This window comes from Brooklawnia cerclae (assembly GCF_011758645.1).
Classification (GTDB): domain Bacteria; phylum Actinomycetota; class Actinomycetes; order Propionibacteriales; family Propionibacteriaceae; genus Brooklawnia; species Brooklawnia cerclae.
This window is the reverse complement of record NZ_JAAMOZ010000001.1, coordinates 1,868,588-1,894,045: the sequence shown is the minus strand read 5'-3', so window position 1 is coordinate 1,894,045 and position 25,458 is coordinate 1,868,588. Positions and strand designations below refer to the sequence as shown.

Annotated in this window: 19 protein-coding genes; 13 read left to right on the top strand and 6 right to left on the bottom strand. The window is 68.5% G+C overall.

Annotated features, from left to right (window positions below; genetic code table 11):
• The first annotated feature begins 2 nt into the window (after window positions 1-2).
• Window positions 3-1,145, top strand: a complete 1,143-nt coding sequence (locus FB473_RS08730; RefSeq protein WP_167166525.1) for a homocitrate synthase/isopropylmalate synthase family protein — start codon at window positions 3-5, stop codon at window positions 1,143-1,145.
• Between the two features lie 97 nt (window positions 1,146-1,242).
• Here FB473_RS08730 and cysK read toward each other — a convergent pair whose 3' ends face one another.
• A complete protein-coding gene (cysK, locus tag FB473_RS08725; RefSeq protein ID WP_167166523.1) occupies window positions 1,243-2,175 on the bottom strand; it encodes a cysteine synthase A in 933 nt (310 codons plus the stop codon).
• A 388-nt stretch (window positions 2,176-2,563) separates the two neighbouring features.
• On the opposite strand from cysK, the gene FB473_RS08720 reads away from it, so the two are divergent.
• On the top strand, window positions 2,564-3,202 hold the full coding sequence (locus tag FB473_RS08720; protein WP_167166521.1) for a TetR/AcrR family transcriptional regulator: 639 nt from the start codon (window positions 2,564-2,566) through the stop codon (window positions 3,200-3,202).
• Window positions 3,203-3,288: 86 nt separating this feature from the next.
• Window positions 3,289-5,118 carry a lipase family protein gene (locus tag FB473_RS08715; RefSeq protein WP_208390493.1) on the top strand — a complete coding sequence of 610 codons (1,830 nt, stop codon included), beginning with the start codon at window positions 3,289-3,291 and terminating at the stop codon, window positions 5,116-5,118.
• Between the two features lie 276 nt (window positions 5,119-5,394).
• On the opposite strand, the gene FB473_RS08710 is transcribed toward FB473_RS08715, so the two are convergent.
• Complete coding sequence (locus FB473_RS08710; protein ID WP_167166519.1) at window positions 5,395-6,078, bottom strand: O-methyltransferase; 684 nt, start codon at window positions 6,076-6,078, stop codon at window positions 5,395-5,397.
• Between the two features lie 37 nt (window positions 6,079-6,115).
• The gene (locus FB473_RS08705; RefSeq protein ID WP_167166518.1) at window positions 6,116-6,913 is read right to left on the bottom strand and encodes a hypothetical protein; all 798 of its coding nucleotides are present in this window, start codon (window positions 6,911-6,913) and stop codon (window positions 6,116-6,118) included.
• 97 nt (window positions 6,914-7,010) lie between these two features.
• Here FB473_RS08705 and FB473_RS08700 point away from each other — a divergent pair, with 97 nt between their 5' ends.
• Both FB473_RS08700 and FB473_RS08695 read left to right on the top strand, forming a co-directional pair.
• The gene (locus tag FB473_RS08700) at window positions 7,011-8,057 is read left to right on the top strand and encodes a DUF4192 family protein (RefSeq protein WP_167166516.1); all 1,047 of its coding nucleotides are present in this window, start codon (window positions 7,011-7,013) and stop codon (window positions 8,055-8,057) included.
• Between the two features lie 9 nt (window positions 8,058-8,066).
• Window positions 8,067-9,038: a carbohydrate kinase family protein gene (locus FB473_RS08695; protein WP_167166514.1), complete on the top strand. Its 972-nt coding sequence runs from the start codon at window positions 8,067-8,069 to the stop codon at window positions 9,036-9,038.
• On the opposite strand, the gene FB473_RS08690 is transcribed toward FB473_RS08695, so the two are convergent.
• Complete coding sequence (locus FB473_RS08690; RefSeq protein WP_167166513.1) at window positions 9,008-9,709, bottom strand: VIT1/CCC1 transporter family protein; 702 nt, start codon at window positions 9,707-9,709, stop codon at window positions 9,008-9,010. The two genes, FB473_RS08695 and FB473_RS08690, sit on opposite strands and share 31 nt — an antisense overlap.
• A 249-nt stretch (window positions 9,710-9,958) precedes the next feature.
• Here FB473_RS08690 and leuS point away from each other — a divergent pair, with 249 nt between their 5' ends.
• From leuS to FB473_RS08670, 4 genes are all read left to right on the top strand, one after another.
• Window positions 9,959-12,448, top strand: coding sequence for a leucine--tRNA ligase (leuS, locus tag FB473_RS08685; protein WP_167166511.1), 2,490 nt, complete (start codon window positions 9,959-9,961; stop codon window positions 12,446-12,448).
• A 109-nt stretch (window positions 12,449-12,557) separates the two neighbouring features.
• Complete coding sequence (locus FB473_RS18465; protein WP_167166509.1) at window positions 12,558-13,463, top strand: helix-hairpin-helix domain-containing protein; 906 nt, start codon at window positions 12,558-12,560, stop codon at window positions 13,461-13,463.
• 34 nt (window positions 13,464-13,497) lie between these two features.
• Window positions 13,498-15,813, top strand: coding sequence for a ComEC/Rec2 family competence protein (locus FB473_RS08675; RefSeq protein ID WP_167166507.1), 2,316 nt, complete (start codon window positions 13,498-13,500; stop codon window positions 15,811-15,813).
• A 192-nt stretch (window positions 15,814-16,005) separates the two neighbouring features.
• A complete protein-coding gene (locus FB473_RS08670; protein WP_208390492.1) occupies window positions 16,006-18,660 on the top strand; it encodes an ExeM/NucH family extracellular endonuclease in 2,655 nt (884 codons plus the stop codon).
• A 130-nt stretch (window positions 18,661-18,790) separates the two neighbouring features.
• Here the strand turns inward: FB473_RS08670 and FB473_RS08665 are convergent, their stop codons facing one another.
• A complete protein-coding gene (locus FB473_RS08665; protein ID WP_167166505.1) occupies window positions 18,791-20,041 on the bottom strand; it encodes a tagaturonate epimerase family protein in 1,251 nt (416 codons plus the stop codon).
• Between the two features lie 145 nt (window positions 20,042-20,186).
• Here FB473_RS08665 and holA point away from each other — a divergent pair, with 145 nt between their 5' ends.
• Window positions 20,187-21,164 carry a DNA polymerase III subunit delta gene (gene holA, locus FB473_RS08660; RefSeq protein WP_167166503.1) on the top strand — a complete coding sequence of 326 codons (978 nt, stop codon included), beginning with the start codon at window positions 20,187-20,189 and terminating at the stop codon, window positions 21,162-21,164.
• Between the two features lie 151 nt (window positions 21,165-21,315).
• Here holA and rpsT read toward each other — a convergent pair whose 3' ends face one another.
• Complete coding sequence (gene rpsT / locus FB473_RS08655) at window positions 21,316-21,576, bottom strand: 30S ribosomal protein S20 (RefSeq protein ID WP_167166501.1); 261 nt, start codon at window positions 21,574-21,576, stop codon at window positions 21,316-21,318.
• 284 nt (window positions 21,577-21,860) lie between these two features.
• On the opposite strand from rpsT, the gene FB473_RS08650 reads away from it, so the two are divergent.
• From FB473_RS08650 to lepA, 3 genes are all read left to right on the top strand, one after another.
• On the top strand, window positions 21,861-22,628 hold the full coding sequence (locus FB473_RS08650) for a hypothetical protein (RefSeq protein ID WP_167166499.1): 768 nt from the start codon (window positions 21,861-21,863) through the stop codon (window positions 22,626-22,628).
• Between the two features lie 127 nt (window positions 22,629-22,755).
• Complete coding sequence (locus FB473_RS08645) at window positions 22,756-23,421, top strand: hypothetical protein (RefSeq protein WP_167166498.1); 666 nt, start codon at window positions 22,756-22,758, stop codon at window positions 23,419-23,421.
• Window positions 23,422-23,586: 165 nt separating this feature from the next.
• Window positions 23,587-25,422, top strand: a complete 1,836-nt coding sequence (lepA, locus tag FB473_RS08640) for a translation elongation factor 4 (protein WP_167166496.1) — start codon at window positions 23,587-23,589, stop codon at window positions 25,420-25,422.
• The last annotated feature ends 36 nt before the right edge of the window (window positions 25,423-25,458 follow it).

The window sequence follows — 25,458 nt, the reverse complement described above, 5'->3', positions numbered from 1 at the left end:
CCATGCCGGGACGTCTGGTCGACACCACGCTGCGGGAGGGAGCCCAGGCCCCGGTCCCGTATCTCACCCCGGGCCAGCGCGGCGACCTGATCGCCGGGCTGGCCCGGATCGGCGTCGCGGAGATCGAGCTCGGGCACATCGTGGCCGATACGGCGATGGGTGCGGACGCGCTGCCGGATCTCCTGGCCGTCGCGGCCGCGCGAGCCCCCGGCGTACGGCGCGCGGTCTGGTGCCGTGCCACGGAGCCCGACATCCGGGCGGCTGCGGCGTTGGGCCCAGATGTCGTCTCGTTCGCGTTGCCGGTGTCCGACCTGCATCTGCGGGCCAGGCTGCACCGAGACCGGGCCTGGGCCCTCGCCCGGGTGCCGGTTCTGGTGGAGGCGGCTCGCTCCGGTGGCATCGGTTGCGTGTCGATCGGGCTGGAGGACGCGACCCGGGCCGATCCGGTGTACCTGGTCGACGTCGTCCACGCGGCCGCCGAAGCGGGTGCGGATCGGGTGCGGCTGGCCGACACCGTCGGCATCGCCGATCCTGCGACGATCATCGGTCTGGTCGAGACCACCCGGCGGCACTTTCCCGGCGACATCGGCGTGCACATCCACGACGATTTCGGGATGGCCACCGCGGGTTCCGTGGCAGCTCTGACCGCCGGCGCCGACTGGGCCGACGTCAGCCTGCTCGGACTGGGCGAACGCTCCGGGATCGCACACACCGAACAGGTCGCCGCGTGGCTGGCGATCCGTGGCGGCGACCCGTACGACGTCGCCGCGGCGGCCGAGCTGTCCCGATCGCTGGCCGAATGGGTGGGTCGTCCTGTGCCCGCCCAGGCACCCGTGATCGGCGCGGAGATCTTCACCGTGGAGTCCGGACTGCACCTGGCAGGGCTCTTCGCAGACCCGCACACCTATGAGCCCTATGCCCCCGACCTGGTGAGCACGTCGCGTTCCTGGCGGTTCGGACGCCAAGCGGGACGTGCGGCGGTGGCGGGTCTGCTCGGCGGACCGGACGGGACATCCCCGGTTCGCGATGTGACTGCCGCGACGGCTGCTGTGCGGGCTGCCGCTGAAGCTCGTGGACGCTCCCTCGCCCCCGATGAGGTGGCGGAGGTGCTGTCGCGACAGACCGCCGGACGCTGTGACATGTGACGCGACATGTGACGCGTCCGGCAAAAAGATCGGCCGTCCCGGAGACGCCTGGAGCGCAGGCGCCGCCCGGGGCGGCCGGTCACATTGTGGGTCGGTCTCAGTCGAGCAGATCGGCGTACAGCGGCGTCGACAGGTAGCGCTCGCCCCAGTCGGGGATGATCGCCACGATCGTCTTGCCCGCGTTGGCCGGGTCGGCGGCGAGGTCGGCAGCGGCGCGCAGAGCGGCACCGGCCGAGATACCCACGAGCAGGCCCTCCTCCTTGGCCGAACGACGTGCCCAGGCGAGCGCGTCCTCCGAGGCCACCTGGAGGATCCCGTCGATGACGTCGCGGTTGAAGATCGAGGGGACGAACCCGGGGCTGATGCCCTGGATCTTGTGAACGCCCTTCTGCCCACCGGACAGCACGGGCGACTCGGCGGCCTCCACTGCGTAGATCTTGACCTCGGGCTTGTACTTCTTGAGCACCTCGCCGATGCCGGTGACCGTTCCGCCGGTGCCCACACCGGACACGACGATGTCGACCTTGCCCTCGGTGTCGGCCCAGATCTCCTCGGCCGTCGTCTTGCGGTGGATGTCGACGTTGGCCGGGTTGTCGAACTGGCGGGCCAGGATCGCACCCGGAGTGCTGGCAGCGATCTCCTGAGCGCGCTTGTTGGCTCCGGGGACGCCGTCGGCGGCCGGGGTGAGCACCAGTTCGGCGCCGAAGGCGCGGAGGAGCGCGCGCCGTTCCTTGGAGAAGCTCTCGGGCAAGGTGATGATCACCTTGTAGCCACGAGCGGCGCCGACCCATGCCAGCGCGATGCCGGTGTTGCCCGACGTCCCCTCGACGATGGTTCCGCCCGGCTTCAGCGAGCCGTCGGCTTCGGCCGCGTCGACGATGGCCACACCGATGCGGTCCTTGACCGAGTTCGCAGGGTTGTAGAACTCGAGCTTGGCGAGCACGGTGGCCTGGGAATCGCCGTAGAGCCTGTTGATCTTCACCAGGGGCGTGCGGCCGATCAGTTTGGTCGCGTCTTCGTAATACGCCATTTGTCTTGCCTTCCTTCATCTATGTGAGGTGTAACGGGATGTGCGGTGATCAGCAGGCCTGATGCCTGCGTCGAGGCGATGCGGGAATCTGCGCCATCCGGGTACGAGATCAGCGGGAAGAGGCGATCACGGTCGGGATGTCGGGCGCAAGCAGCACTCGCGAAATTACCGCGAGAGCGTCGGTGTGGGGTGCGGACGTTTAGCGGGGATCGTCAGCAGGCCGGACATGCCATCGACGCACAGCAACGACACATGGTTGCAACGCGCATCGTGATCATGTGGGCAGCCTAGCCCCCACCGCGACCCGACACAACTTCGTCCGCCTCGCGAGCAGGCCATTCGGACGCGTTGTGTCGGTCGACGGCCGATCGTTGTGCAAGATAGCTCCATGCATGCCGTGCAGCGAAGAAGACGGGAAACCCCGCTCCTCACCCGCGACTCGATCGTCACCACCGCACTGGGAATCATCCGGAGCGAGGGCCTGGACGCCCTGACGATGCGGCGCGTAGCCCGGGCGATGAACGTGGCACCGATGTCTCTCTACCGGCACATCGCCGACCGCGAGGATCTCATTCTGGGGATCATGAACCGGGTGGCGGAGGGCATGGAACTCCCGCCGGAGGATGAATCGCCCGAACACGAGCTCATGGCCCTCGTCCGGACGCTGCACAAGGTGTTCCGCAAGGATCCGTGGATCATCCTCGTGTTCGCCAACCAAGGCCTGGCCAGCCCTCTCGCTCTGACGCTGCTGGATCGGGTGTTCGCCTGCCTGTATCGCATGGGATTGGACGGAAAAGCAGCGATCAACGCCTGGCAGCTGGTGTCCCAGTACCTGTACGGCGAGGCGCTGGCCGGCCGCCTGGCGGAGGAGCAGACCTACGCCACGCGACTGCTGTGCGAGGCCGACCGCGACCGGTTCCCTCACCTCGCGAGGATGCTGGCTGATTCTCCCGGCCCGGGACACGTGGAGGAGGACTTCGAGGTCAATCTGGCGGCTCTGGTGAACCGACTGCGCCCTGGCTCGTGACGGCGGAACCGGCAGATGCACCCGTGTTCGGGCCCGAGGTGGGCGTTTCCGCCTGCGGCGAGGCTGTCGCGGGTTAAGGTCGGCAGGTGGACACCTCCTCACACCCCGGCCGGACGGGGATCAACCGGCTCACAGGATTCTTGCCCCGCGTCTCACGGTGGCTGCCGTGGTGGGCCTCCGCGCTGATCGGCATCGGCGCCGTCGTCCTGGGCGTCCTGCTGATCGTCCGTCCGTTGAGTTCGGTGACCGTGCTCACGATCTACATCGGGTTGAGTTGTGTCGCCGCAGGTGTCGCGTCGCTGTCGTCGGACGCAGCCCGTTCGCGGCAGTTGGCAGCCGGGGTGCTGGGCGCGGGATGGATCGTCCTGGGCGTGGCGGTGCTGGCGGGCCTCGGCCGGGCGATCGGGTTGCTGCCGACCGTGATCGCGGTGGCACTGATCGTCTCGGGTCTCGTGCGAGGCTTCGAGGTGCGCCGCGCCCCGACGCTGGACGCCCGGATCGCGACCGGGCTGTTCGGCCTCACCGACATCGTGTTCGGCGTGGTGGCGCTCGCCTGGCCCGACATCACACTGCTCGTCGTCGCGGTGCTGTTCGGCGCCCGCACCATCGCTTTCGGGCTCGCCCAGGTCTGGCAGGCGGTTCGCCGGGGGCGGGACGCCCGGCACCTCGACGCAACGGGCACCGGCCGTGCGGAGTCCGCGGTCGCCACCCGCTGGAGGCGGCTGGGGCGTACGACAGCGGCACTGGCGATGGTGCTGGTGTCCGTCGCCGCCCTCGTCGTCTCGGGGCGGCTGACCTCGGGGAGCCCTGCCGTCGACGACTTCTACGAGGCTCCCGACCAGGTGCCGAGCGAGCCCGGCCGACTGTTGCGCAGCGAGCCGTTCACGCGTGAGGTGCCCGACGGGGCCAGGGCCTGGCGAATCCTCTACACCACGACGCGGGACGACGACACCCCGGCGCTGGCCAGCGCGATCGTCCTGGTGCCGGAGTCGGGCTCGTCACACCCGGTGATCGCCTGGGCGCACGGGACGACCGGCTACACCCCCAACTGCGCGCCGAGCGTCCTCGACGAGCCCTTCACCTCGGGCGCGCTGCTCTTCCCGGACGAGGTCGTCGAGGAGGGCTGGGCGCTCGTGGCCACCGACTACATCGGTATGGGCACCGAAGGTCCGCAGCCGTATCTCGTCGGGCAGGGTGAGGGACGCTCCGTGCTCGACGCCGTCCGTGCCGCACGTGAACTCACCGAGGCCTCGCTCGGCGATCAAACCGTGGTGTGGGGCCACTCGCAGGGAGGACACGCCGCGCTGTGGACGGGGCAGATCCAGCCGTCCTACGCCCCGGATGTGCCGCTCCTGGGTGTCGCCGCCATGGCACCCGCGGCCAACCTGATCGGGCTCACCGGGCATCTGGCCGATCTCACCGGCGGCTCGGTGCTGGCCTCCCTGGTGGCGCAGGCCTACGTCGACGCGTATCCCGACGTCACCATGGAGCAGTACGTCATCGCGTCCGCCCGGCCCCTGGTCCGTGAGATGGCCATGCGCTGCTGGTCGGAGCCGGGGATGTCCGTATCGGTTCTGGACGCGCTGTCCATCAGCGGCGACCGCCCGATCTTCGCCTCCGACCCGTTGTCGGGTCCCCTGGGCGACCGGTTGAGGGAGAACACGCCCGCCGGGGGGATCGACGTGCCGCTGCTGCTGGCCCAGGGCGAGTCGGATCCACTGATCGCCATCGATCTGCAGGACGAGTTCGTCGAGAGCTTGTGTTCCGCCGGGCAGCAGGTGGACTACCGCACCTATCCGGGGCTCGACCACATGGGTCTGGTCGGTCGCGATTCGCCGCTGGTCACGCAACTGTTCGAGTGGACGCGGTCCCGGCTCTCCGGCGACCCGGAGATCACGAACACCTGCGACGCCTAGAGAAACGCATGACTAATACGGGCAACGTTGGTTGAGCCGGTCGAAGCCCGTCGCCGGACGGTGGTTCCACCACCCTTCGACGGGCTCAGGGATCGTTGGTCAGCGTTACGGTGTTCCACGACCCTTCGACGGGCTCAGGGATCGTTGGTCAGCGTTACGGTGTTCCACGACCCTTCGACGGGCTCAGGGGTCGTTGGTCAGCGTTACGGTGTTCCACGACCCTTCGACGGGCTCAGGGATCGTTGGTCAGCGTTTCCCTGGAGATTCCGGGCCGGATCAGTCGGACGGGCCCCGGACGACGCCGATCGCGAATCCGTCCCACCCCTTGAGGCCGACGGTCTGCAGGGCGGTCGCGGCGAGACGATCGCGGTCGCCCAGGCCGTCGAGGAGCGCCCAGGTGCCGTGGACGCGGGGATCGCGGCTGTCGGGATCAGCGACCGCTCCGTCACGGACGACGTTGTCACCGACGATCACGGTGCCGGGATGCGACATGGCGAGCGCCGCCGCCAGGTAGTGGGGATTGTTGGGCTTGTCGGCGTCGATGAAGACCATGTCGAAGGGTTCGGTGCCCTGGTCCGCCAGAGCCCGGGCCGACTCGAGGGCAGGTCCCAGGACGAGGTCGATACGGTCGGCGACACCGGCTCGCTCGAAGTTCTCGCGGGCGACGGCCGCGGCGACCTCGTCGACCTCGAGGGTGACGACCCGTCCCCGCTCGCCCACCGCGCGGGCGAGCCAGATGGTGGAGTAGCCCGCCAGCGTCCCGAACTCGAGTATCCGGTGCGCGCCGGCTATTCGGGCGATGATCGACAGGAAGGCTCCCTGGTTGGGCGCCACGTCGGCCTGCGGCATCGCCGTGCGAGCGGAGCTCTCACGAGCGGCCACCAGGGCCTCGTCCTCGTCCACGAGGCGGTCGATGAACAGGCGGTCGACAGCTTCCCAGATGGGTTCACCCCGGTACATGGGGCCGACTCTAGCGGTCGGTGGCTCGGCGCCGACCTCAGCCCGAGATGAGCAGCATGGTGAGGTTGTCGCCGTTCACGTCCGACAGAAGCAGTTGGGTGTCACCGCGTGGTTTGGTGACGTGCAGAGTGCCGGACGCCGATCCGCCGGCCCGCAACGTCTCCTGGCGGATGTCGCCGCTCTGCGTCGGGGAACTGACGTCGTAGACGTCGCCGGTGGCCACGTCCATGGTCACGAACCAGAACTCCAGCGACCCGGTGTCGACGCTCACCGTGACGTCGACGGTGAGCGTCGATCCTTCCCACTGGGAGGAGTTGAGTATGAAGGTGCCGCTCACCTGATCGGTCTCGAAACGGATCTCGTTGGCAGCACCCCCGGGCGTGGCAGGGGTCGGAAGTGTGGTGCGGCTGGGGGTCGGGGTCGCACTCGCGCTGTCGACGGGCTCGGGCCGGGTACCGAAGTACAGGACGCCCGCGACGACGACGAGCACCGCGGCCAGAAGCAGGATCGGGACGGCGACATTGCGCTTCGTCCGATACTGGTCGATGCTCACCCGCGGTCGCGAGGTCTCCTGGAACGGCGTGGGCCCCGTGACAGGAGCCGTGGGGCCAGTGGGCACGGAGCCGGGCTCGGGCGGGGAGGACGCCGGGCGATCCCCGCCGGGTGCGGCCCATCCCGTCGTCTGGTTCCAGGCCGAGTTCGGTGCCCCCCAACTCGACGGCGGCTGACCGGGGCTTTGGGACAGCCCGCCGAATCCCTCCTGCGCGGACGCCGCGGCATCGCGATTCGGTGCCGGTGTGCCATTGCCGCCGGACGGCGGGGTCGGTTGACTCATAGTGCACTCCAGCGTATCCGAGCCCGTGGAGGCCAGGGTTGTCCACAGGCTCGACGAATGTGAGCAACCCTGGGCCGGCTCACCCACAGTCGTTGGCGTGACAGACAATCACTATGAACGGCACCCCGGCTGGCCGGACGACGTGCCGACGGCGGCTCGTGACATTGATGGCCCCCTGAGGGTGAGGGGCCTGCCCGACCTGATCTCGATCATTCCCTACCTGCTCGGTTTCCATCCGGACGAGTCGGTCGTGATCGTCGTGTGCGTCGAGGGGCAGGTGGCTCTCACCGTGCGATTCGAGATCGGGGACTGCCGCCATCCACGGGCCGTGGAGGCTCGGTTGTGGGCGATCCAGGCGCGGTTCGCCTCGGCGCGGTTCGTCCTGGCGGCGTACTCGGACGAGCCGCGACGCGCGCATGATGCGCTGGCCCTGGTGGAGCAGATTCTGGAACCGGACAGCCTGCTCGACAGCGTCGTCGTCGGGTCGGGTCGCTACTGGTCGCGCCTGTGCACGAGCGAGGAGTGCTGCCCGCCCGAGGGCGTCCCGTTCGATGCGGCGAGCGGCCCGATGGCCGTACGTGCCGTCGTCGCGGGGTTGCAGGCGTTGCCGAGGCGGTCCGACCTCGAACGGCGAGTCGCCCTGCCCCGGGGTGGGGCCGTTGGGGCATCGCGGCGTCGCTACGACCGCGTGGAGAGCGCTGCCGGAGGCCTCGAATGGGCCGACCGACGAGCCGGACTGGACGAACTCGTGGACCGCGGCCTCGACGATCCCGCTTCTCTTTCGGACGACGACCTCGTCGAACTGGCGATTCGGCTGAAAGACCCTGACCTGCGGGATCGTGTTCTCGTCCGGTTGGATCGTGCGACCGCGTCCGGTCATGTCCGGCTGTGGGAGCGGGTCGTTCGCGCGACCCCACGGGAGGGACGCGTACCCGCTCTGTGCGTGCTGGCTCTCGCGTCCTGGGTCAGCGGTGACGGGGCGTTGCAGGTCGTCTGCATGTGCCAGGCCGAGCGTATAGACCCGGGGTTCCCGCTGCTGCATCTGCTGGCCGACATCAATGCCACGGCGGCACCGCCGTCGATCTGGGATCGGATGCTTGTCGACATCGCGATGGACATGGCCGGGGGACAGTTCGGTGGTTAGGGTTGATCCATGCGGGTGGCAGTATGCGGAGAGGCACTGATCGACCTGATCCCGGCGGCGGAGGTGCCCGCGAACCAGCGGGCGTCGGCTTCGTCATGGGCGGCGCACAACGGTGGCGGGCCCATGACGACGGCGGTGGCGCTGGCGCGGCTGGGCTGCGAGACCGCGTTCTGGGGATCGTTGTCGAGCGACGTCTTCGGTCGCCAGCTGGCCGGGTGGATGGAGGCCGCCGGTGTCGACCTGCGGGCTGCGCGGCGCCCGCAGGGGCCCACGGCTCTCGCGGTGGTGGAGTCTTCGCCGAAGGGCATCTCCTACACGTTTCATCTGCAGGGTTCGGCGACGTTCCAGTGGGACGATACTGGTCTGCCGACAGGCGGGGACGATCTGTGGCTGCACATCGGATCGCTGGCCGCTGTACTGGAACCAGGCGCCTCCGCGCTCTTGGACTATCTGTCCAGGTGTGGCCTGCCGGCGTCCTTCGACATCAACGTGCGGCCGACCGTGGTCGGCGACCAGGCGGACTACTGGGAGCGCATCGAGCGCGTCATGGTGCGGGTGGGCGCGGGCGGGGGCATCCTGCGTGCCAGTGATCAGGACATCGCGTGGTTGGTCGGTGCTGTGGGCGATCCGGATCTCGACGTCATCGACGTCGCTACCGATTGGGCGCGCACATACGGGTTCTCGCTGGTGGTCGTGACATTGGGGGATGCCGGGGCACTGGCGGTGAAGCCCGACGGCCGGGTGAGCGCGTCTGGGCGGTTCGACGTGCCGGTGGTGGACACCGTCGGAGCGGGCGACGCGTTCACCGCGGGTTTCCTCTCACAATGGCTCCGCGACCCCCTGGACACCGAGGCCGCGTTGCGCCGGGGCAATGCCGCCGCGGCGCTCACCTGTACGCGGATCGCCGCGGATCCGCCGACACGGGCGGAGGTGGACGGCTTCCTCGCGGCTCACACCGAGAAGAGCGTCCCGACCGTGTAGGTCAGGCACATACCGAGGCTCCCGACGAGCATGTTGCGCAGAACAGGACGCGCGGCGCTCGCTCCGCCGAGTCGAGCACCGGTCAACCCCGTGAGGCACAGCGCCAGTTCGACGCCGAGCATCGTGGCCAGTACCCGCGTGTTCGGTGGAGACGCGAGCATGAGGACCAGCGGGATGAACGCTCCGAGCGCGAAGGCGATGAGCGAGGCGGTGGCCGCCGCCCAGGGACTCGTCTGCTCGCCGGCCTGGATCCCCAGTCGGGTCTCGGCGTGGGCGGCCACTGCGTCGTGCCGTGTGAGTTGCTCGGCGACCTGGAGCGCGAGCGACGGCTCCAGACCCCGAGCGGCGTACGCGCGGGCCAACGCGTGGCGTTCCCTGGTGGGGTCGGAGGCCAGCCGGGCGCGCTGGGCCGCCAGTGCGGCCAGTTCCGTGTCGGCCTGACTGCTGACCGACACGAACTCCCCGCCGGCCATCGACAGCGCTCCCGAGACCAGTCCGGCGACTCCGGCGATGAGGAGCGTGCGGCTGTCGGCCGCCGCCCCGGCCACCCCCATGACGAGACTGGCCACCGAGACGATCCCGTCGTTGGCACCCAGCACGGCGGCGCGCAACCAGTTGAGCCTGCCGGTCAACCGTGCGGGCTCCGAACCGGTGAGCGCCATTGCCATCATGGATCAACCATGCGGGCGGATCCTCCCGACAGCAAGCAATGTGGCTGCGACTTGAGGCAAGGCTGGGCTGATGGGCCAATCCGCTAGACTGCACGGGTGCATGGCGCGCAACTTCTCCCCGTTCCACGGTTCGCCGGCTGAACGGACGGGCCGTGGACGCCCTGATGCCTACGGGCCTCGGGGCGTTCTTCATGTGGGAGGGGTCATGTGGGGAGCCGCTGGAGCGGTGACGACAAGGAGACACCAACGGTGAGCGAGACCAACGAATCGGCCGGGCAGACAGGCTACGACGCCGTCGCCGCGCAGGAGAAGTGGCAGCGCTTCTGGGCGGACGACCAGACCTTCGTCGCCCACGACGACACCGACAAGCCACGACGCTACGTCCTCGACATGTTCCCGTATCCGTCGGGCGACCTCCACATGGGTCATGCCGAGGCCTACGCGATGGGTGATGTGATTGCGCGGATGTGGCGTATGCAGGGCTACGAGGTGCTGCACCCGATCGGCTGGGATTCCTTCGGCCTGCCGGCGGAGAACGCCGCGATCAAGAGCAACGAGCACCCGGCCACGTGGACCTACGCGAACATCGATACGCAGAAGAACTCGTTCAAGCGCTACGGACTGAGCCTCGACTGGACGCGCGAACTGCACACCAGCGACCCCGAGTACTACCACTGGACGCAGTGGCTGTTCCTGCGCTTCCATGAGCGGGGGCTGGCCTATCGCAAGGACTCCTACGTCAACTGGTGTCCGAAGGACCAGACCGTGCTGGCCAACGAGCAGGTCATCAACGGCCTGTGCGAGCGATGCCACACGCCGGTGACCAAGCGAAAGCTCAATCAGTGGTACTTCAAGATCACCGAATACGCGCAACGGCTGCTGGACGACATGGCCCAGCTGGAGACCGGATGGCCTGATCGCGTCCTGGCCATGCAGCGCAACTGGATCGGACGCTCCGAGGGCGCGGTGGTGGAGTTCACCGTGGACGGCCGCGAGGACCCGATCACGGTGTTCACCACGCGTCCCGACACGCTGTACGGCGCCACCTTCATGGTGGTCGCCCCCGACAGTGAGCTGGCCGGCGAGCTGGTCACCGACGAGCAGCGTCCTGCTTTTGAGACCTACCTGGAGCAGGTCAAGAAGTCCACGGAGATCGAGCGGCAGTCCACTCAGCACGAGAAGACCGGTGTCTTCCTGGGAGTGCACGCCGTCAACCCGGTGAACGGGGAACGCGTCCCCGTGTGGGCGGCCGACTACGTCCTGTCGGAGTACGGAACGGGCGCGATCATGGCGGTGCCCGCTCACGACCAGCGCGATCTGGACTTCGCACGCAAGTTCGGGCTGCCCGTCCGTGTGGTCATCGCGACCGGCGAGCCTGATCCCGGCGAGTCCGGGATCGCGACGGCCGGGGACGGCACCTACGTCAACTCCGGCCCTCTGGACGGCCTGGAGGGCAAGGCCGCGGGCATCGCGAGGACGATCGGGACGCTGAGGGAACGCGGGACTGGCGACGCCAGAGTCACCTACCGGCTCCGGGACTGGCTGTTGAGCCGCCAGCGTTTCTGGGGCTGCCCGATCCCGATCATCCATTGCCCGGCCTGTGGTGAGGTCCCCGTGCCGGACGATCAGCTGCCGATCGAACTGCCGGATCTGCGGGGCGATGCCCTGGCGCCCAAGGGCACCTCGCCGCTCGCCGGGCCGGCTGCCGCGCAATGGCGCGACGTCACCTGCCCTCAGTGCGGTGGGCCCGCCCAACGCGACACCGACACGATGGACACGTTCGTCGACAGCTCCTGGTACTTCTACCGCTACTGCAGCCCGGGTTACGCCGACGGTCCGTTCCGTGCCGCCGATGTCCGGCGCTGGATGCCGGTGCAACAGTATGTGGGCGGCGTCGAGCACGCGATCCTGCATCTGCTGTACATGCGGTTCTTCGCCAAGGTGCTCCACGACCTGGGCATGATCGACTTCGACGAGCCCATGGAGCGCCTCCTCAACCAGGGGCAGGTGATCAACCAGGGCAAGGCGATGAGCAAGTCCCTGGGCAACGGCGTCGACCTCGGTCAGCAGATCGACGCCTACGGGGTGGACGCCGTGCGGTTGACCGTGGTGTTCGCGGGCCCGCCCGAGGACGACATCGACTGGGCGGACGTGTCGCCGGCGAGTTCCCTGAAGTTCCTTCAGCGTGCCTACCGGCTGGCTGTCGAGGTGGCCGGTCCGCGAGGAGCAGACGTCGCCTTCGGTGACCGCACGCTTCGCCAGGCGACCCACAGGGCCATCCGGGACGTGACGGACCTGGTCGGGCTCGGTCGTTTCAATGTCGCCATCGCGCGCGTGATGGAACTTGTGAACGCGACCCGCAAGGCCATCGACACGGGTTGTGGACCGCAGGACGCGGCCGTGCGCGAGTCGGTCTCGTTCGTGGCTCAGGCACTGAGCCTGGTGGCCCCCTATGTGGCCGAGGAGATGTGGGAGGTATTGGGCGAGGCGCCGTCGATCGCGAACTCGCAGTGGCCGACGCCCGATCCCGAGTTGCTGGTGACAGAGGCGATCACGATGGTCGTCCAGGTGCAGGGCAAGGTGCGTGCCAAGCTGACCGTCCCGCCCGAGATCACCGAAACGGATGCCACGGATCTGGCCCTGTCGGACGCGAACGTCCAGCGTGCGCTGGCCGGCCGGGAGGTCGCGAAGGTCATCACCCGGCTACCGAAGATGGTGAGCATCGTCCCCAAGGACTGATCCCCGCGAGTGCCCTTTGCCGCTCCGAGAGTGGGCGGTGAGAGGCACGAGTTTTCCACAGCTTCGACGAATGTGGTCCACGGGGCGGTGACACACCAACAGTGAGGGTGTGAATCAGGCACGCGATCACACGCCGGTGCGTGACCCGGCTGGTCGGCTCGAGGCGGTCGTGGGCCGGGCACAACCGCCCGGCGGTCCGCGACGCGCCCGGGTGCGGTCGGTCGCGGGTCCGCTCTCCCGGCCGGGTGTTCTCCCCGAGGAGTGGGCCGACGACTTCGTGGACGAGCAGGTCGCCGCGCCGGGTCGGCAGGAACCGCAGGACACCGCCGACGGCGGGTACCAACTTCCGCCGGGCGGAGCGGCTCTGCTGACACGGTTCATCGGTCTCGGGCGTGCCCATGTGGGTGCGATCGTGCTGGTGCTCGTCGTGGCGCTCATCTTCACCGCGACCCGCGTGATGGCCGCCAAGGGCCATGATGTGCAGGACACGCCGCTCACGCCGGCCCTGACGCCCGTCGTCGCTCAGTCGACGGCGAGCCCGACGGAGGCGGACACACCTATCGAGATGATGGTCCACGTCCTGGGTGCGGTGGCGACCCCAGGCGTGGTGGTGCTGTCCCCGGGCGCCCGGGTGGCGGACGCGATCGGGGCCGCCGGTGGTCTGTCCCAGGATGCCGATTGTGCGGAGCTCAATCTCGCCGCGCCCGTGTCGGACGGTGACCAGGTCGTCGTCGGTACCCGCTCGGCACCACGTGGGGAGGTGCGGCGTGCCGGGGAACCGACGACGGTACCGGCGTCGGGCAGCGGCTCGCAGGGGGCAGGCTCCACCCTCGACCTGAACACCGCGACGGCGGACCAGTTGGACGGGCTGCCCGGTGTCGGACCGGTCACGGCGCAGCGCATCCTCGCCTGGCGTGACCAGCACGGACGCTTCACGCGGGTGGAGGAGTTGCAGGAGGTCGATGGGATCGGAGAGAAGACCTATGCCCAACTCGCGCCGCTCGTCCGTGTGTGAGACGGCGAGCGTCGCCGGCCGGGGCGGGCGGCCGGTGACGGACGCAGTCCCCGAGGACCCCGTCGATCTGCGGTTGGTGCTCCCTGCGCTCGGCGCTTGGGCGGGGGCGGCATCGGGAGTGACGCCCGGACGGGCGGCCGTCGTGCTCGCCATCGCCGGTGCGACGCTGGTCGTCGCCGGCTGGACGCGCAGGGCCTGGGTGGCGGCCGCCACCGGTGCGGCGGTGGCAGGTTCGATCGTGGTGGCCTGGTTGTGGGCGACCGGGTTGGCCGCGTCCACCCCCGCCGGTCTCGCCCGTGACGGAGCCCTGGTCGAGGTGCGGGCCGTGGTGTCGTCCGATGTGCGCACCTGGGAGGCCTCCGGGACACGGCCCGGTCTGGCCCTCCTGCCCGTCACGGTGCAGTGGATCGAGGCTCGGGGGGATGCCTGGCAGGGACGAGTGCCCGCGACCGTCCGCTCGACGGGCGGGGACGCCGCGCGCGACCTCGCGTTTCCCGTGGGGGCGACGATCGAGTTCCAGGCACTCGCCGCTCCCGCGGACCCGGGGGATCGGTCGATCGGCACCCTCGCCCTACGAGGGGACGTGGCGCAGTTGGAATCGCCACAGGGTCTGGCGGCACTGGCCAACCGATTCCGTGAGGGGTTGCGAACGGCGATGGGGCACTCACCCTCCGAGCAGGCCGGACTCGTCCCCTCCCTGGTCGTCGGGGACACGTCCGCCGTGCCCTCGGAGGTGACCGATGATTTCACGACGACGGGGCTCACGCATCTGACCGCCGTGAGCGGCACCAACCTCACCCTCATGTTGGGGTTCTGTCTCGCGCTGGCTCGCGGCGCAGGCGTGCGCGGCTGGTGGCTGAGGGGAATCGGCGTGCTGGTGACCGTCGTCTTCGTGGTGGTGTGCCGGGCGGAGCCCAGCGTCCTGCGTGCCGCGGCCATGGGGCTCGTGGCTCTGGCTGCCACCGGTCTCGCCCGCGACCGGCGGCGAGGGCTCCGCAACCTGTGCGTGGCGGTGCTGGGGCTCGTCCTGGTCGATCCGTGGCTCGCGCGCTCGTGGGGATTCGCGCTCTCGGTGACGGCATCCGCCGGAATCCTGTGGTGGGGTGGGCCCTGGCAAGCACGGATGCGCCGCTGGGCGCCTGGTTGGGTGGCCGAGGCCCTGGCGATCCCGTTGTCGGCACAGATCGCCACGCAACCGATCGTGACGGTGCTGTCGGGTTCGGTCAGCGTGGTGGGGCTGCCGGCGAACATGCTGGTCGGGCCTTTCGTCGGGCCCGTGACGGTGATCGGGTTGGCCGCCGCCGTGGTCTCGCTGGTGAGTCCACCGGTGGCGGGTGTCCTCGGCTGGGCGGCCGGTTGGTGTGTCCAGCCGATCCTGCTCGTCGCCCATGCCGGCGCGGCGGCCCCCGCAGCGACCTGGCGGTGGGCGGTCTCGCCTACGGGCATCGCGGTGCTGGCACTTCTCTGCGTGGTGGTGGCGGTCGGAGTCGTCCCTCGTGTGCTCGACAGCCGGTGGGGCTCGGCACTGCTCGTGATGGTGGTGCTCGTCGGTGCTCTGCGGAGTCCGCCGCAGGCCGGGTGGCCCGATGACTGGGCAGTGATAGCCTGCGACGTCGGTCAGGGTGGCGCCCAGCTGTTCCGGGCCGGTCGGCATTCGGCCGTGATCGTCGACACCGGTCCCGATCCCGGTCTGCTGGCCGACTGCCTGCGGCTCGCCGGGGTGGACGATGTGCCGCTGCTCGTCCTCACCCACCCGCACGCCGACCACGTCGGCGGCGTCTCGGCCCTCGGTGACGACAGTGGCATCGGGGTCGGCATGGTGCTCATCGGGCCCGCATCCTGGCAGGACGCGGGCGCCCGGCTGCTCGGGCATCTGCCCGCCCCGCACGTGACCCACGCGGGTGACGTCGTCCGGGCGGGACAGGTGACCTGGACGACGCTGGCTGCGGGAGGGGCATGGTCGGACCCGATCTCGGCGGGCGATGGGGACAGCGCGGCCGAGAACGATGCGGGCGTGGTCGGGCGGGTCGACGTGGACGGGATCACAGCCCTCGCGACCGGGGACATCGAGGTCGCCGGCCAACAGGCGCTCGTTGCTTCCGGGGTCGACCTGCACGCCGACGTACTGGTCGTCCCGCATCATGGAAGCCCCAACCAGGACGAGCGGTTCGTCGAGGCCGTCGGGGCGTCCGTCGCACTCGTCCAGGTGGGGGAGGACAACGACTACGGTCATCCGGCCGGTTCGACGCTGGCCCTGGTCGGAGCACGGGGAGCCGCGGTGTTCCGCACCGATCTCCAGGGGGCCATCGCGATCCGCACCGACCCTCTGGAGGTGGTGACCCAGCGCTGAGCCCGAGCAGGGAGGAACACCCGGGATCGTCCGGGCATGACAGTTCGGCGAACATTCGCCTACCCGCCGTCGACAGTTCGGCGAATGTCGCGCGCGCAGGGGCCGGTCGGGAGGTGCGCTGACGGTGTCCGCCGCTAGCGTCGTGGTCGCCGCCGGCGAAGGCGGTGTCTACCTCCCCGTCAAGGAGCACGAGTGAAACCTCCACAGTCCCCGATCCGCAACGGTCGTGCCGCAGCGATGCTGCTGGTGTCGGTGGCCATCGTGGCGGGTGGCATAGGTGCCGCCCCCGCGCATGCTGTCAGCGACCACGTGATCATCAGCGAGGCCTACGGTGGCGGTGGCAATTCGGGCGCCACCTACACCCACGACTTCGTCGAGCTGTACAACCCCACGGCCACGGCGGTCGATCTGGCGGGCTACTCGGTGAACTACTACTCGGCGGGCGGCAACCTCGGTAACAGTTGCGCGCTGTCGGGTTCGATCCAGGCCGGTGGCTACTTCCTCGTCCAGCAGGCCAAGGGGGCGGGCGGCACGACCCCGCTTCCCACTCCTGATATCACCTGCTCAGCCGCGATGAGCGGCAGCGCCGGCATCGTCCGCCTTCTCGCCCCGGACAGCTCCACGATCGACCTTGTCGGCTACGGGTCGAGCGCCACCCAGTTCGAGACCGCGCCCGCGCCCGGAACCTCGAGCGTGACATCGGTCGCCAGGGCCGTGCTCGACGACACCGACGACAATTCCGTGGACTTCGCAGCCGGTGATCCCACCCCGCGGGCCTCCGCCGATTCCGGTGGGCCAGACCCGGAGCCGGAGCCCGGGCCGGAGGCAGTCACGATCGCCGAGATCCAGGGAACAGGCGCCGAATCGCCGCTGCGTGGTGACGCCGTGACGACACTCGGCCTGGTCACGGCCGCATACCCCACCGGTGGCCTGCGCGGGTTCTTCATGCAGACGCCCGGGTCGGGCGGTTCGTCCGACGCCACGCCGGGAGCCTCCGACGGCATCTTCGTCTACGGCACCACCGACGTCGAGATCGGCTCGTGCTACACGGTTGCCGCCACCGTGAGCGAGTATCAGGACCTCACGGAACTCACGAGCGCGACCATCACGTCCGCCACCGACTGCGACCCCGTGGAGGCCACGGCGCTCGCGTCCCTACCGTCGCAATCCGAGTCCGAGGCCCTCGAGGGAATGCTGGTTGCGCCCCGGGGCACCTACACCATCGCGAACAACTACAACCTCAACACCTACGGAACCCTCGGCCTGGCGTTCGGTGACGAGCCGCTGTACCAGGCCACCGACGTGGTGGAGCCCGGCGCCGCGGCAGAGGCCTACGAACTGGCCAACCAGGCCAACTCGATCGTCCTCGACGACGGGTCGAGCTGGAACTACATGCAGAACGCCGAGGCGCAGGCGTCCCCCTTGCCCTATCTGTCGCAGGACGAGCCCATGCGCACCGGGTCGCAGGTGACGTTCGTCCAGCCGGTCGTCATGGACTACCGCTACGGCGCCTGGACGTACCAGCCGGTCGGGCAGATCATCGGAGCCACCGACAGCGACGACCCGCTGGCCACCGAGAACGATCGGGAGGCGGAGCCCCCGAGCGTCGGCAGCGACCTGACCATGGCGTCCTTCAACGTCCTCAACTACTTCACCGAGCTGGGGGCTGACGAGGACGAGGTGAAGAGCTGTGACTACTACGCCGATCGTAACGGTGATCCGGTGGCGACGGACTACTGCGAGGTGCGTGGCGCATGGTCGCCGGCGGCGTTCGACGATCAGCGCGCCAAGCTCGTGAACGCGGTGAACTCCCTCGGTGCCGGGGTGGTGGCGCTGTCGGAGATCGAGACCTCGAACATGGTCTCGTGGATCGACCGCGGTCGTGACTACACGCTTTCGGAGTTCGTCGACGAGCTCAACGCCGCCGGTGGGAACTGGGCCTATGCGGCATCCCCCCTGGTCACCCCCTCCGACGAGGACATCATCCGGACGGCGTTCATCTACGACCCGAGCATCGTGCAGCCGACCGGAGCCTCCGAGATCCTGCTGGACGATGCCTTCGCGAACGCGCGGTACCCGCTGGCGCAGACGTGGCAGGTGGCCGATTCGCCGACCTCGTTCACCACGATCGCCAACCACTTCAAGTCGAAGAGCTCCGGTGAGGACGACGGCACGGGCCAGGGCCTGTCGAACGCGTCGCGCGTGGCGCAGGCACAGGCGTTGGTCGACTGGGTCGCGGGAGAGGGGAGCGGATCGGCGGACGAAGCGATCTTCCTCATGGGCGACTTCAACTCGTACAGTCGTGAGAGTCCCGTGCAGGTGATCGAGTCGGCGGGCTTCACCGATGTCATCGGTCAGTTCGACCCGGGCTCGTCCACCTACCAGTACAGCGGGCGCCTCGGTTCCCTCGACCACGTCTTCGCCAACGAGCAGGCACTCGCCCTGGTCTCCGGCGCCGGGGTCTGGGACATCAACGCCGACGAGTCGATCGCGATGCAGTACTCACGGCGCAACTACAACGTCGTCGACTTCTACACCACGAGCCCGTTCGCCTCGTCCGATCATGATCCGGTCGTCGTCGGCCTCGACGTGGGCGACGACCAGACCGGTGACCAGACCCCGGGAGGGGAGCAGCTGTCCGGCGGCACTCCCGACGGGGCCACGCCCGACGGGACCACCGATGCCGGCGACGTCACCACGCCGACGGCATCGCAGACCCCGGTCGCCCAGCGTCCGGGCAAGCTCCCGAGCACGGGCGCAGCAGGCACGGCGATGGCGCTGATCGGGCTCGTGGTGGCGGCGCTGACGGCGACGGTGGCCATCCGGATGGTCGTTCGGGTGCGCTGAGACCCGGGATCGGTTCGGCCGGCGGGACGAGCGACCGGGCGGCACATCACTGCGGGCGCTGTGGGCGCGAGACATTCTCCGGCGCTCGCAGCGCCCGCGGTGATGTCGTTCGTGGGGCGGGCGAGCCCCGCTACCGGGTGGCGAAGAGCGGCTTCAGATGGCGCTCCAGCAGGTTCTCGGTCACGTTGCGGGCGACGTGCTCACGATGCTCGTCCAGGGCTGCCAGGTAACGGGGCCCCATCTCCGCGGCGACCTTGTAGGCCACGTGGAGGAGTTGGCGCACGTTCCGGTCGTAGGCGGGGTTCGACTGATCGTGACGAAGGGCTCCGGCGTACTGGGCGCTGGTCCACCCCTCGACCGTGTCGGGGGAGGGGAGCGCCGCCTGATCGATGTCGATGACGTCCGAGTACGGAGCGGCCAGTTCGTCGTAGCGGCCGTAGGCGCTGCGGTAGATCTCCTTGGCCAGGTCGAGACCCTGGCCACCCGCCTCGGCGAGGCCGATGAGTTCCTCCAGCCAGGTCGTTCCGGCGGTCTTGAGGTGCAGCCCAGCGTCCAGTTCACGGATGATGTCGCCGATACCGGGGTAGATCGAGAACTTGTCACTACCGGTGTGCACGGAGAGCTTCAGGCCGGCGGGGATGCCGAAGGCCTCGACCGCATAGTTGGCGACGCACACGTCAGCCCGGAACTCGGCCAGGAAGTCGGTCACCTCGCCGACATAGTCGACGCCCTTGTTGAAGCGCCCGGAGAACTTGGGGGCGATGGTCGCGATCGGGATGCCGGCGTCCGCGACGGCCGCGAGGATGATGAGCAGTTCGGCGGGCTTCTGCGGCTTGTCCGTCTCGTCCATCGACACCTCGACGACGATCGGCGCGTCGCCCTTGACGTCCTTGATGTGTCGATAGGTGCGATCGGCCTCCTCCACGGCGTACAGGTACCGCTCGGCGACCGCGCGCAGGAGATCCTCGGTGATCACGAGGGGATCAGCGATGCCCGGCACTTCGATCTCCCCGACGAGAGAGGAGCGCCGCGCCTGGAACGCCGCCAGGGACTCGGGGCTCGCCGGCTTGCCGATGAAGTCCGTGACGTCGAGGGTGAAGAAGTCGCAGTGGCCGACGAACGCGTCGACACTGGACATGTTGATGTGGTCCGCGTCGACGAAGTACCGACCGGCCCATCCGCTGGCTGTCACCGCGTCGTCCGCCGCCTTGCGCTGGTCGGCGGGAGTGGTCCCGATGGTCTTGTGCTCGCGGTTGCTCTTGTTCCACACGATGTCCACGTCGACTCCGGCGTCCTTGATGGCCTGGAATGCCGCGACTTGTGCCACGCCCTCCTTGCCGAACCTGTCGCCTGCTCCCACGGAGTACTTGCCGATCGTCATTGATGCCTCCTCTGGTTGACCTCGGATCAAGGCTAATTGGCGGGGTACCCGTGCGTCTCTATGGAATGCAACTCATGGCAACCGGCTCTGGTTTGGAATGATGCCTGAACTGACGAATGTCTGCCGGGGGTGGCAGCATGGAGATGTGAAAGCCTCCTCTGTATTCGGTTCGACGTTGCTCGTGGTGGGATCAGAGCCGTTGCTCGCCGAACGTGCGGTTCGCCAGCGCATCAAGCAGGCCACTGCGGAGCAACCCGATGCCGAGATCAGCGAGGTCGATGCCGCGGCGCTGGCCGACGGGAGTTTCGCCGACCTGATCGGGGGCAGCTTGTTCGCGTCCCGTGCGGTCGTCGTGGTCGACGATCTGGCCGGCCTCCCGGACGCACAGGTCGATCTGGTGAAGCGCACGGCGCTCGACCCGCATCCCGAGTTGTGTCTGGTCCTCGTGCACGGTGGTGGGACGAAAGGCAAGGCGCTGCTGGACGCGTTGAAGCCGAAGGTCCAGGTCGAGAAGGCAGACCCGATCAGGAACTGGGATCTGCCGAAATTCGTCGCGGCGGAGGCACGCAGTCTACGGATGTCGATGGACGCGGCGGGTGCCCAGGCGTTGGTGGACGCGGTCGGCAGCGACCTGCGCACACTTGTCGGCGCGTTGCGGCAACTCGCTTCCGACTACGCCGATCAGGCCGTCGACGTCGAGGGGGTGCGGCGCTACTTCGGGGGCCGCGCCGAGGTGACGAGCTTCTCGGTGGCCGACGACGCCCTCGCCGGCCGGCCCGGCGCCGCGCTCGAGAAACTGCGGTGGGCTCTGGCGACAGGAGTGGCACCCGTGCTGGTCACCAGCGCACTTGCCGGGACGTTGCGTGGCCTGGGTAAGTATCTGGATCTACGCTCGGCGCGTCTTCCCGACAACGAGGTGGCCAGGCAGGCCGGCGTCCCCCCGTGGAAGCTCAAGGAATTGTCCCGGTTGGCCCGTGACTGGTCGCCGCGGGGGGTGTCGTCCGCGATAAAGGCTGTGGCCGTGGCGGACGAGCAGGTCAAGGGTGCTGCGGCCGATCCGGGGTTCGCGTTGGAGCAGTTGGTGCTCGCCGTGGACGCGGCTCGGGGTGGTCGGCGTCACTGAGTTCGTCGTGCGTGGCGGTGATGGTTGCCGTCGGCCGACGCGCGTGGGCGTCGTTCGCTTGCGGGGCGGCAAGCGAAACGCGGACACAGACGAACGCTCTGACCACCCAGTCGGGCCAGAGCGTTCGGGAGTGATGCTGTGGGGACGGCTCTCAGAGAGCCGCGGCGCGCGCCGAGATCGCGGACTTGCGGTTCGCGGCCTGGTTGCGATGGATGACGCCCTTGGAGACGGCCTTGTCGAGAGCGCGGTTGGCGGCCTTGGCGTACTCGGCAGCCTTGTCCTTGTCGCCGGCGGCCGCAGCCTCGCGGAACTTGCGGACGTGGGTACGCAACGCGGACTTCACGGCCTTGTTGCGCTCGTGCGCCTTCTCGTTGGTGATGATGCGCTTCTTCTGCGACTTGATGTTCGCCACTGGGCAAGCCTCTTCTGTCGTTCCACTGGGTATGTGATGTTTCCGGGCGCGCCCGGCCTTACCGGGGACGCGCGACAGACAACGTTATCACGAGGGGACATCGACCCTCAACCGAGCTGTGACGGGGCTCGTCCGGCCAGGTGGGCGCGCTCGCACGGCGAACCGGTCGGGAGAGGCTCCAGGTACAGCGTTCGGAGATCCGTCAATTGTTAAGATGTTGAAATCTTGACATAAAGTACTCAACCCCTGGACCTCTTGACCGAAGAGATTTTGAAACTGGAAGCATGCGTTTTAGTCTGTTTGCGCTTCGACTTAGGGAAGTCGAAACTCACACGAGCACAGATTGGATTCCCATGGCTAGTCAGGTCTACAAGACGCTCCTGAAGATCGTCGGTCTGGTCCTGTTGGTCATCGGCATTGGCGCACTCATCGGTGGTTCCTTCGCTCACAGTTATGTGAAGGATCAACTTTCTGAACAAGCGATCGCCATGCCGACCAACGAGACATTGGACGCCCAGGTCAAGTCAGGTCGCCTCACCCAGGAGAACGCGGACGCCATGCGTCCCTTCGCAGGCGAGGAGATGACCACCGGTCCGATGGCTCAGGCCTTCGCGAACGAGTACATCGCATCCCACATGAAGGCGGCCGCTGTCGCGCTGGATGTCCCTGATGACAAGGCGACCTACGAGGGCGTGGGCGAGTTGGTCACCGAGAAGACCAGCGCCTTGACCGAGGTTCTGAAGGCTGAGCCGGAGAATGCCGACAAGACGGACGCCGAGATCTCGGCGCTGGCCACCAAAGAAATCGCGAACGCGAACACGACCTACCAGGACGCGAAGGACGCAGCTGCCCTTCAGACCCTGCGTACCGGCACCATGTTCACCGGAAACTCGCTGCGCGGCATGCTGCTGAATGCCTACGGCTGGTGGCTGCTCGGCACCATCGCCATCGTGGCGGCGTGGGCCCTGATCGTCATCGGTGTCGCCTCCGTGGTGGTGGGCTTCGTGTGGAAGCCGAAGTCGGCGACTGCGAGCGCCCCGGCGACCGAGTAGTCGACCCTGGTATCGCGCGGCGGCGGCGTCCTATCCGGCAGGACGCCGCCGCCGTTTCGTTGCCCGGACGCGCCCATTAGACTGTGGGCACCCGGCCGGGCAATGCGCCACAACGATGCGGAGGATCATGGCAGACACCGTCCACACCACTTTGGCGAACGTCTTCGGCCCGGTCCTGATGGCTGTGGGGGCGGCTGCGGTGGTCGGCGGGGAGTTCGCGATGCGGTTCGTCGCCCGGCAACTCGGGTCGGAGGGAATCACCCTGCCGACGGGCGAGCAGATAGGCGCGGAGGTTCGCGGCGGGGCGATCTCTCCCGACGACGCGGGGCGGCTCGAGCCGTTCGCCGGTCAGCGGCTCACCTCAGGTCCCCAGGCTCGTGCGTACGCCGACAACTACGTCCTGGCGCACATGCTGACCGCGGCGCGCCGGGCCGGTGTCCCCGACGATCTCGCGACGTACGCCGGGGTCGGCGACCTGGTGACCGAGAAGACCCGAACGCTCCGGGACGAGATCCGGACCGCTCGTCCCGAGATGAGTGGCCCCGAGGTGGCCCTGCTCGCCAAGGCGGAGATCGGGGACCCGGAGACGGAGTTCGACATCGCCCGCGAGATCGCGGGGTTGAACGCGCTGCGATCGGACAACTTCTTCATGGGCAACGCGATTCGGGGAATGCTGCTCAACGCGTACGGCTGGTGGCTGGTCGGAATGGTGGCCCGCACGGCGGGGTGGGCTCTGGCGGGCATCGGGGGAGTCCTGGGCGTCGCGGGCCTGCGAGGCCGGAGGCGTGCATGACGACCCGGCGGGTCGTGGCTCCTGACGTCGCCTGACGCCGTCATTGGGTGGCATCCGGGTGCCGTGAGACAATGGCGCAGGTGCCGACGCAGGTCGGCACGGCTCATCGCACGCGCGAGAGCCCACACCGAGTGGATGTCGAAGCCCGTACCGACTGGATTGTGAATGCCCGTATCTGAACCCGGACGCACCGACCCTGCGCTCATCCGCAACTTCAGCATCATCGCCCACATCGACCACGGAAAGTCGACGCTGGCCGATCGGATGCTGCAGTTGACAGGGGTCGTGGACGAGCGCGCCATGCGCGCCCAGTACCTCGATCGCATGGACATCGAGCGTGAGCGCGGTATCACCATCAAGTCGCAGGCGGTCCGCATGCCGTGGCAGGCGTCCGGGACCGACTACGTGCTCAACATGATCGACACCCCGGGCCACGTCGACTTCACCTACGAGGTCTCCCGTTCGCTCGCCGCCTGCGAGGGAGCGGTGCTGCTCGTGGATGCCGCGCAGGGCATCGAGGCCCAGACGCTGGCCAACCTCTACCTCGCCCTCGAGGCCGACCTGGCGATCATCCCGGTGCTCAACAAGATCGACCTGCCCGGGGCACAACCCGACAAGTTCGCCGCTGAACTGGCGAGCATCATCGGGTGCGAACCCGACGAGGTGCTCCGCGTGAGCGCGAAGACCGGCGAGGGCGTCCCCGCGCTGCTCGACCGCATCGTCGAGGTGGTCCCGGCGCCCCAGGGGGATGCGGACGCGTCCACCCGTGCCCTGATCTTCGACTCGGTCTACGACGCCTACCGGGGCGTGGTCACCTATGTCCGCGTGGTCGACGGGGCGATCGCCCACCGCGAGCGGGTCACCATGATGTCCACTTCGGCCACCCACGAGGTGCTGGAGGTCGGTGTCATCTCACCCGAGCCCGTGCGGTCACAGGCGCTGGGCGTCGGCGAGGTCGGTTACCTCATCACAGGCGTGAAGGACGTGCGGCAGTCCCGCGTCGGTGACACGGTGACGCTGACCCGGCGTCCGGCGCAGACGCCCCTGGCCGGATACCGGCACCCGAACCCGATGGTCTTCGCGGGCATCTACCCGATCGACGGGGACGACTTCCCCGACCTGCGGGAGGCACTGGAGAAGCTTCAGTTGAACGACGCCGCGCTGACCTTCGAGCCCGAGACCTCGGCGGCCCTCGGCTTCGGGTTCCGCGTGGGTTTCCTCGGCCTGCTGCACATGGAGATCGTCCGCGAGCGGCTGGAGCGGGAGTTCGGCCTCGACCTGATCAGCACCGCCCCGAACGTGAACTACCGGGTAGTGATGGAGGACGGCACACAGCACCAGGTGACCAATCCGTCGGAGTTTCCCGACGGCAAGGTGGCCGAGGTCTTCGAGCCCGTCGTGAAGGCCACGGTCCTGTCGCCGGCGGAGTTCATCGGGACGATCATGGAACTGTGCCAGACCCGCCGCGGGGTTCAGAAGGGCCTCGACTACATCTCGGAGGACCGCGTCGAGTTGCGCTACGAGCTTCCGCTGGCCGAGATCGTGTTCGACTTCTTCGACGCGTTGAAGTCCCGGACGAAGGGCTACGCCTCGCTCGACTACGACGAGGCGGGGGAGCAGGCCTCCGAGCTGGTGAAGGTCGACATCTTGCTGAACGGCGAGCCGGTGGACGCGTTCAGTTCCATCGTCCACAAGGACAAGGCATACCAGTACGGGGTCGCGATGGCTGCCAGGCTCAAGGAGCTGATCCCGCGCCAGCAGTTCGAGGTGCCGGTGCAAGCCGCTATCGGTGCGCGCGTGATCGCCCGCGAGACGATCCGCGCGATGCGCAAGGACGTGCTCGCCAAGTGCTACGGCGGCGACATCACTCGTAAGCGCAAGCTGCTCGAGAAGCAGAAGGAGGGCAAGAAACGGATGAAGGTCGTGGGACGCGTCGAGGTGCCCCAGGAGGCCTTCGTCGCGGCATTGTCGACCGGCGAGAGCGCGAACGGGAAGAAATGACCGTGTCGCCCGCCGATCGTTCCGCCGTGGCGGAAC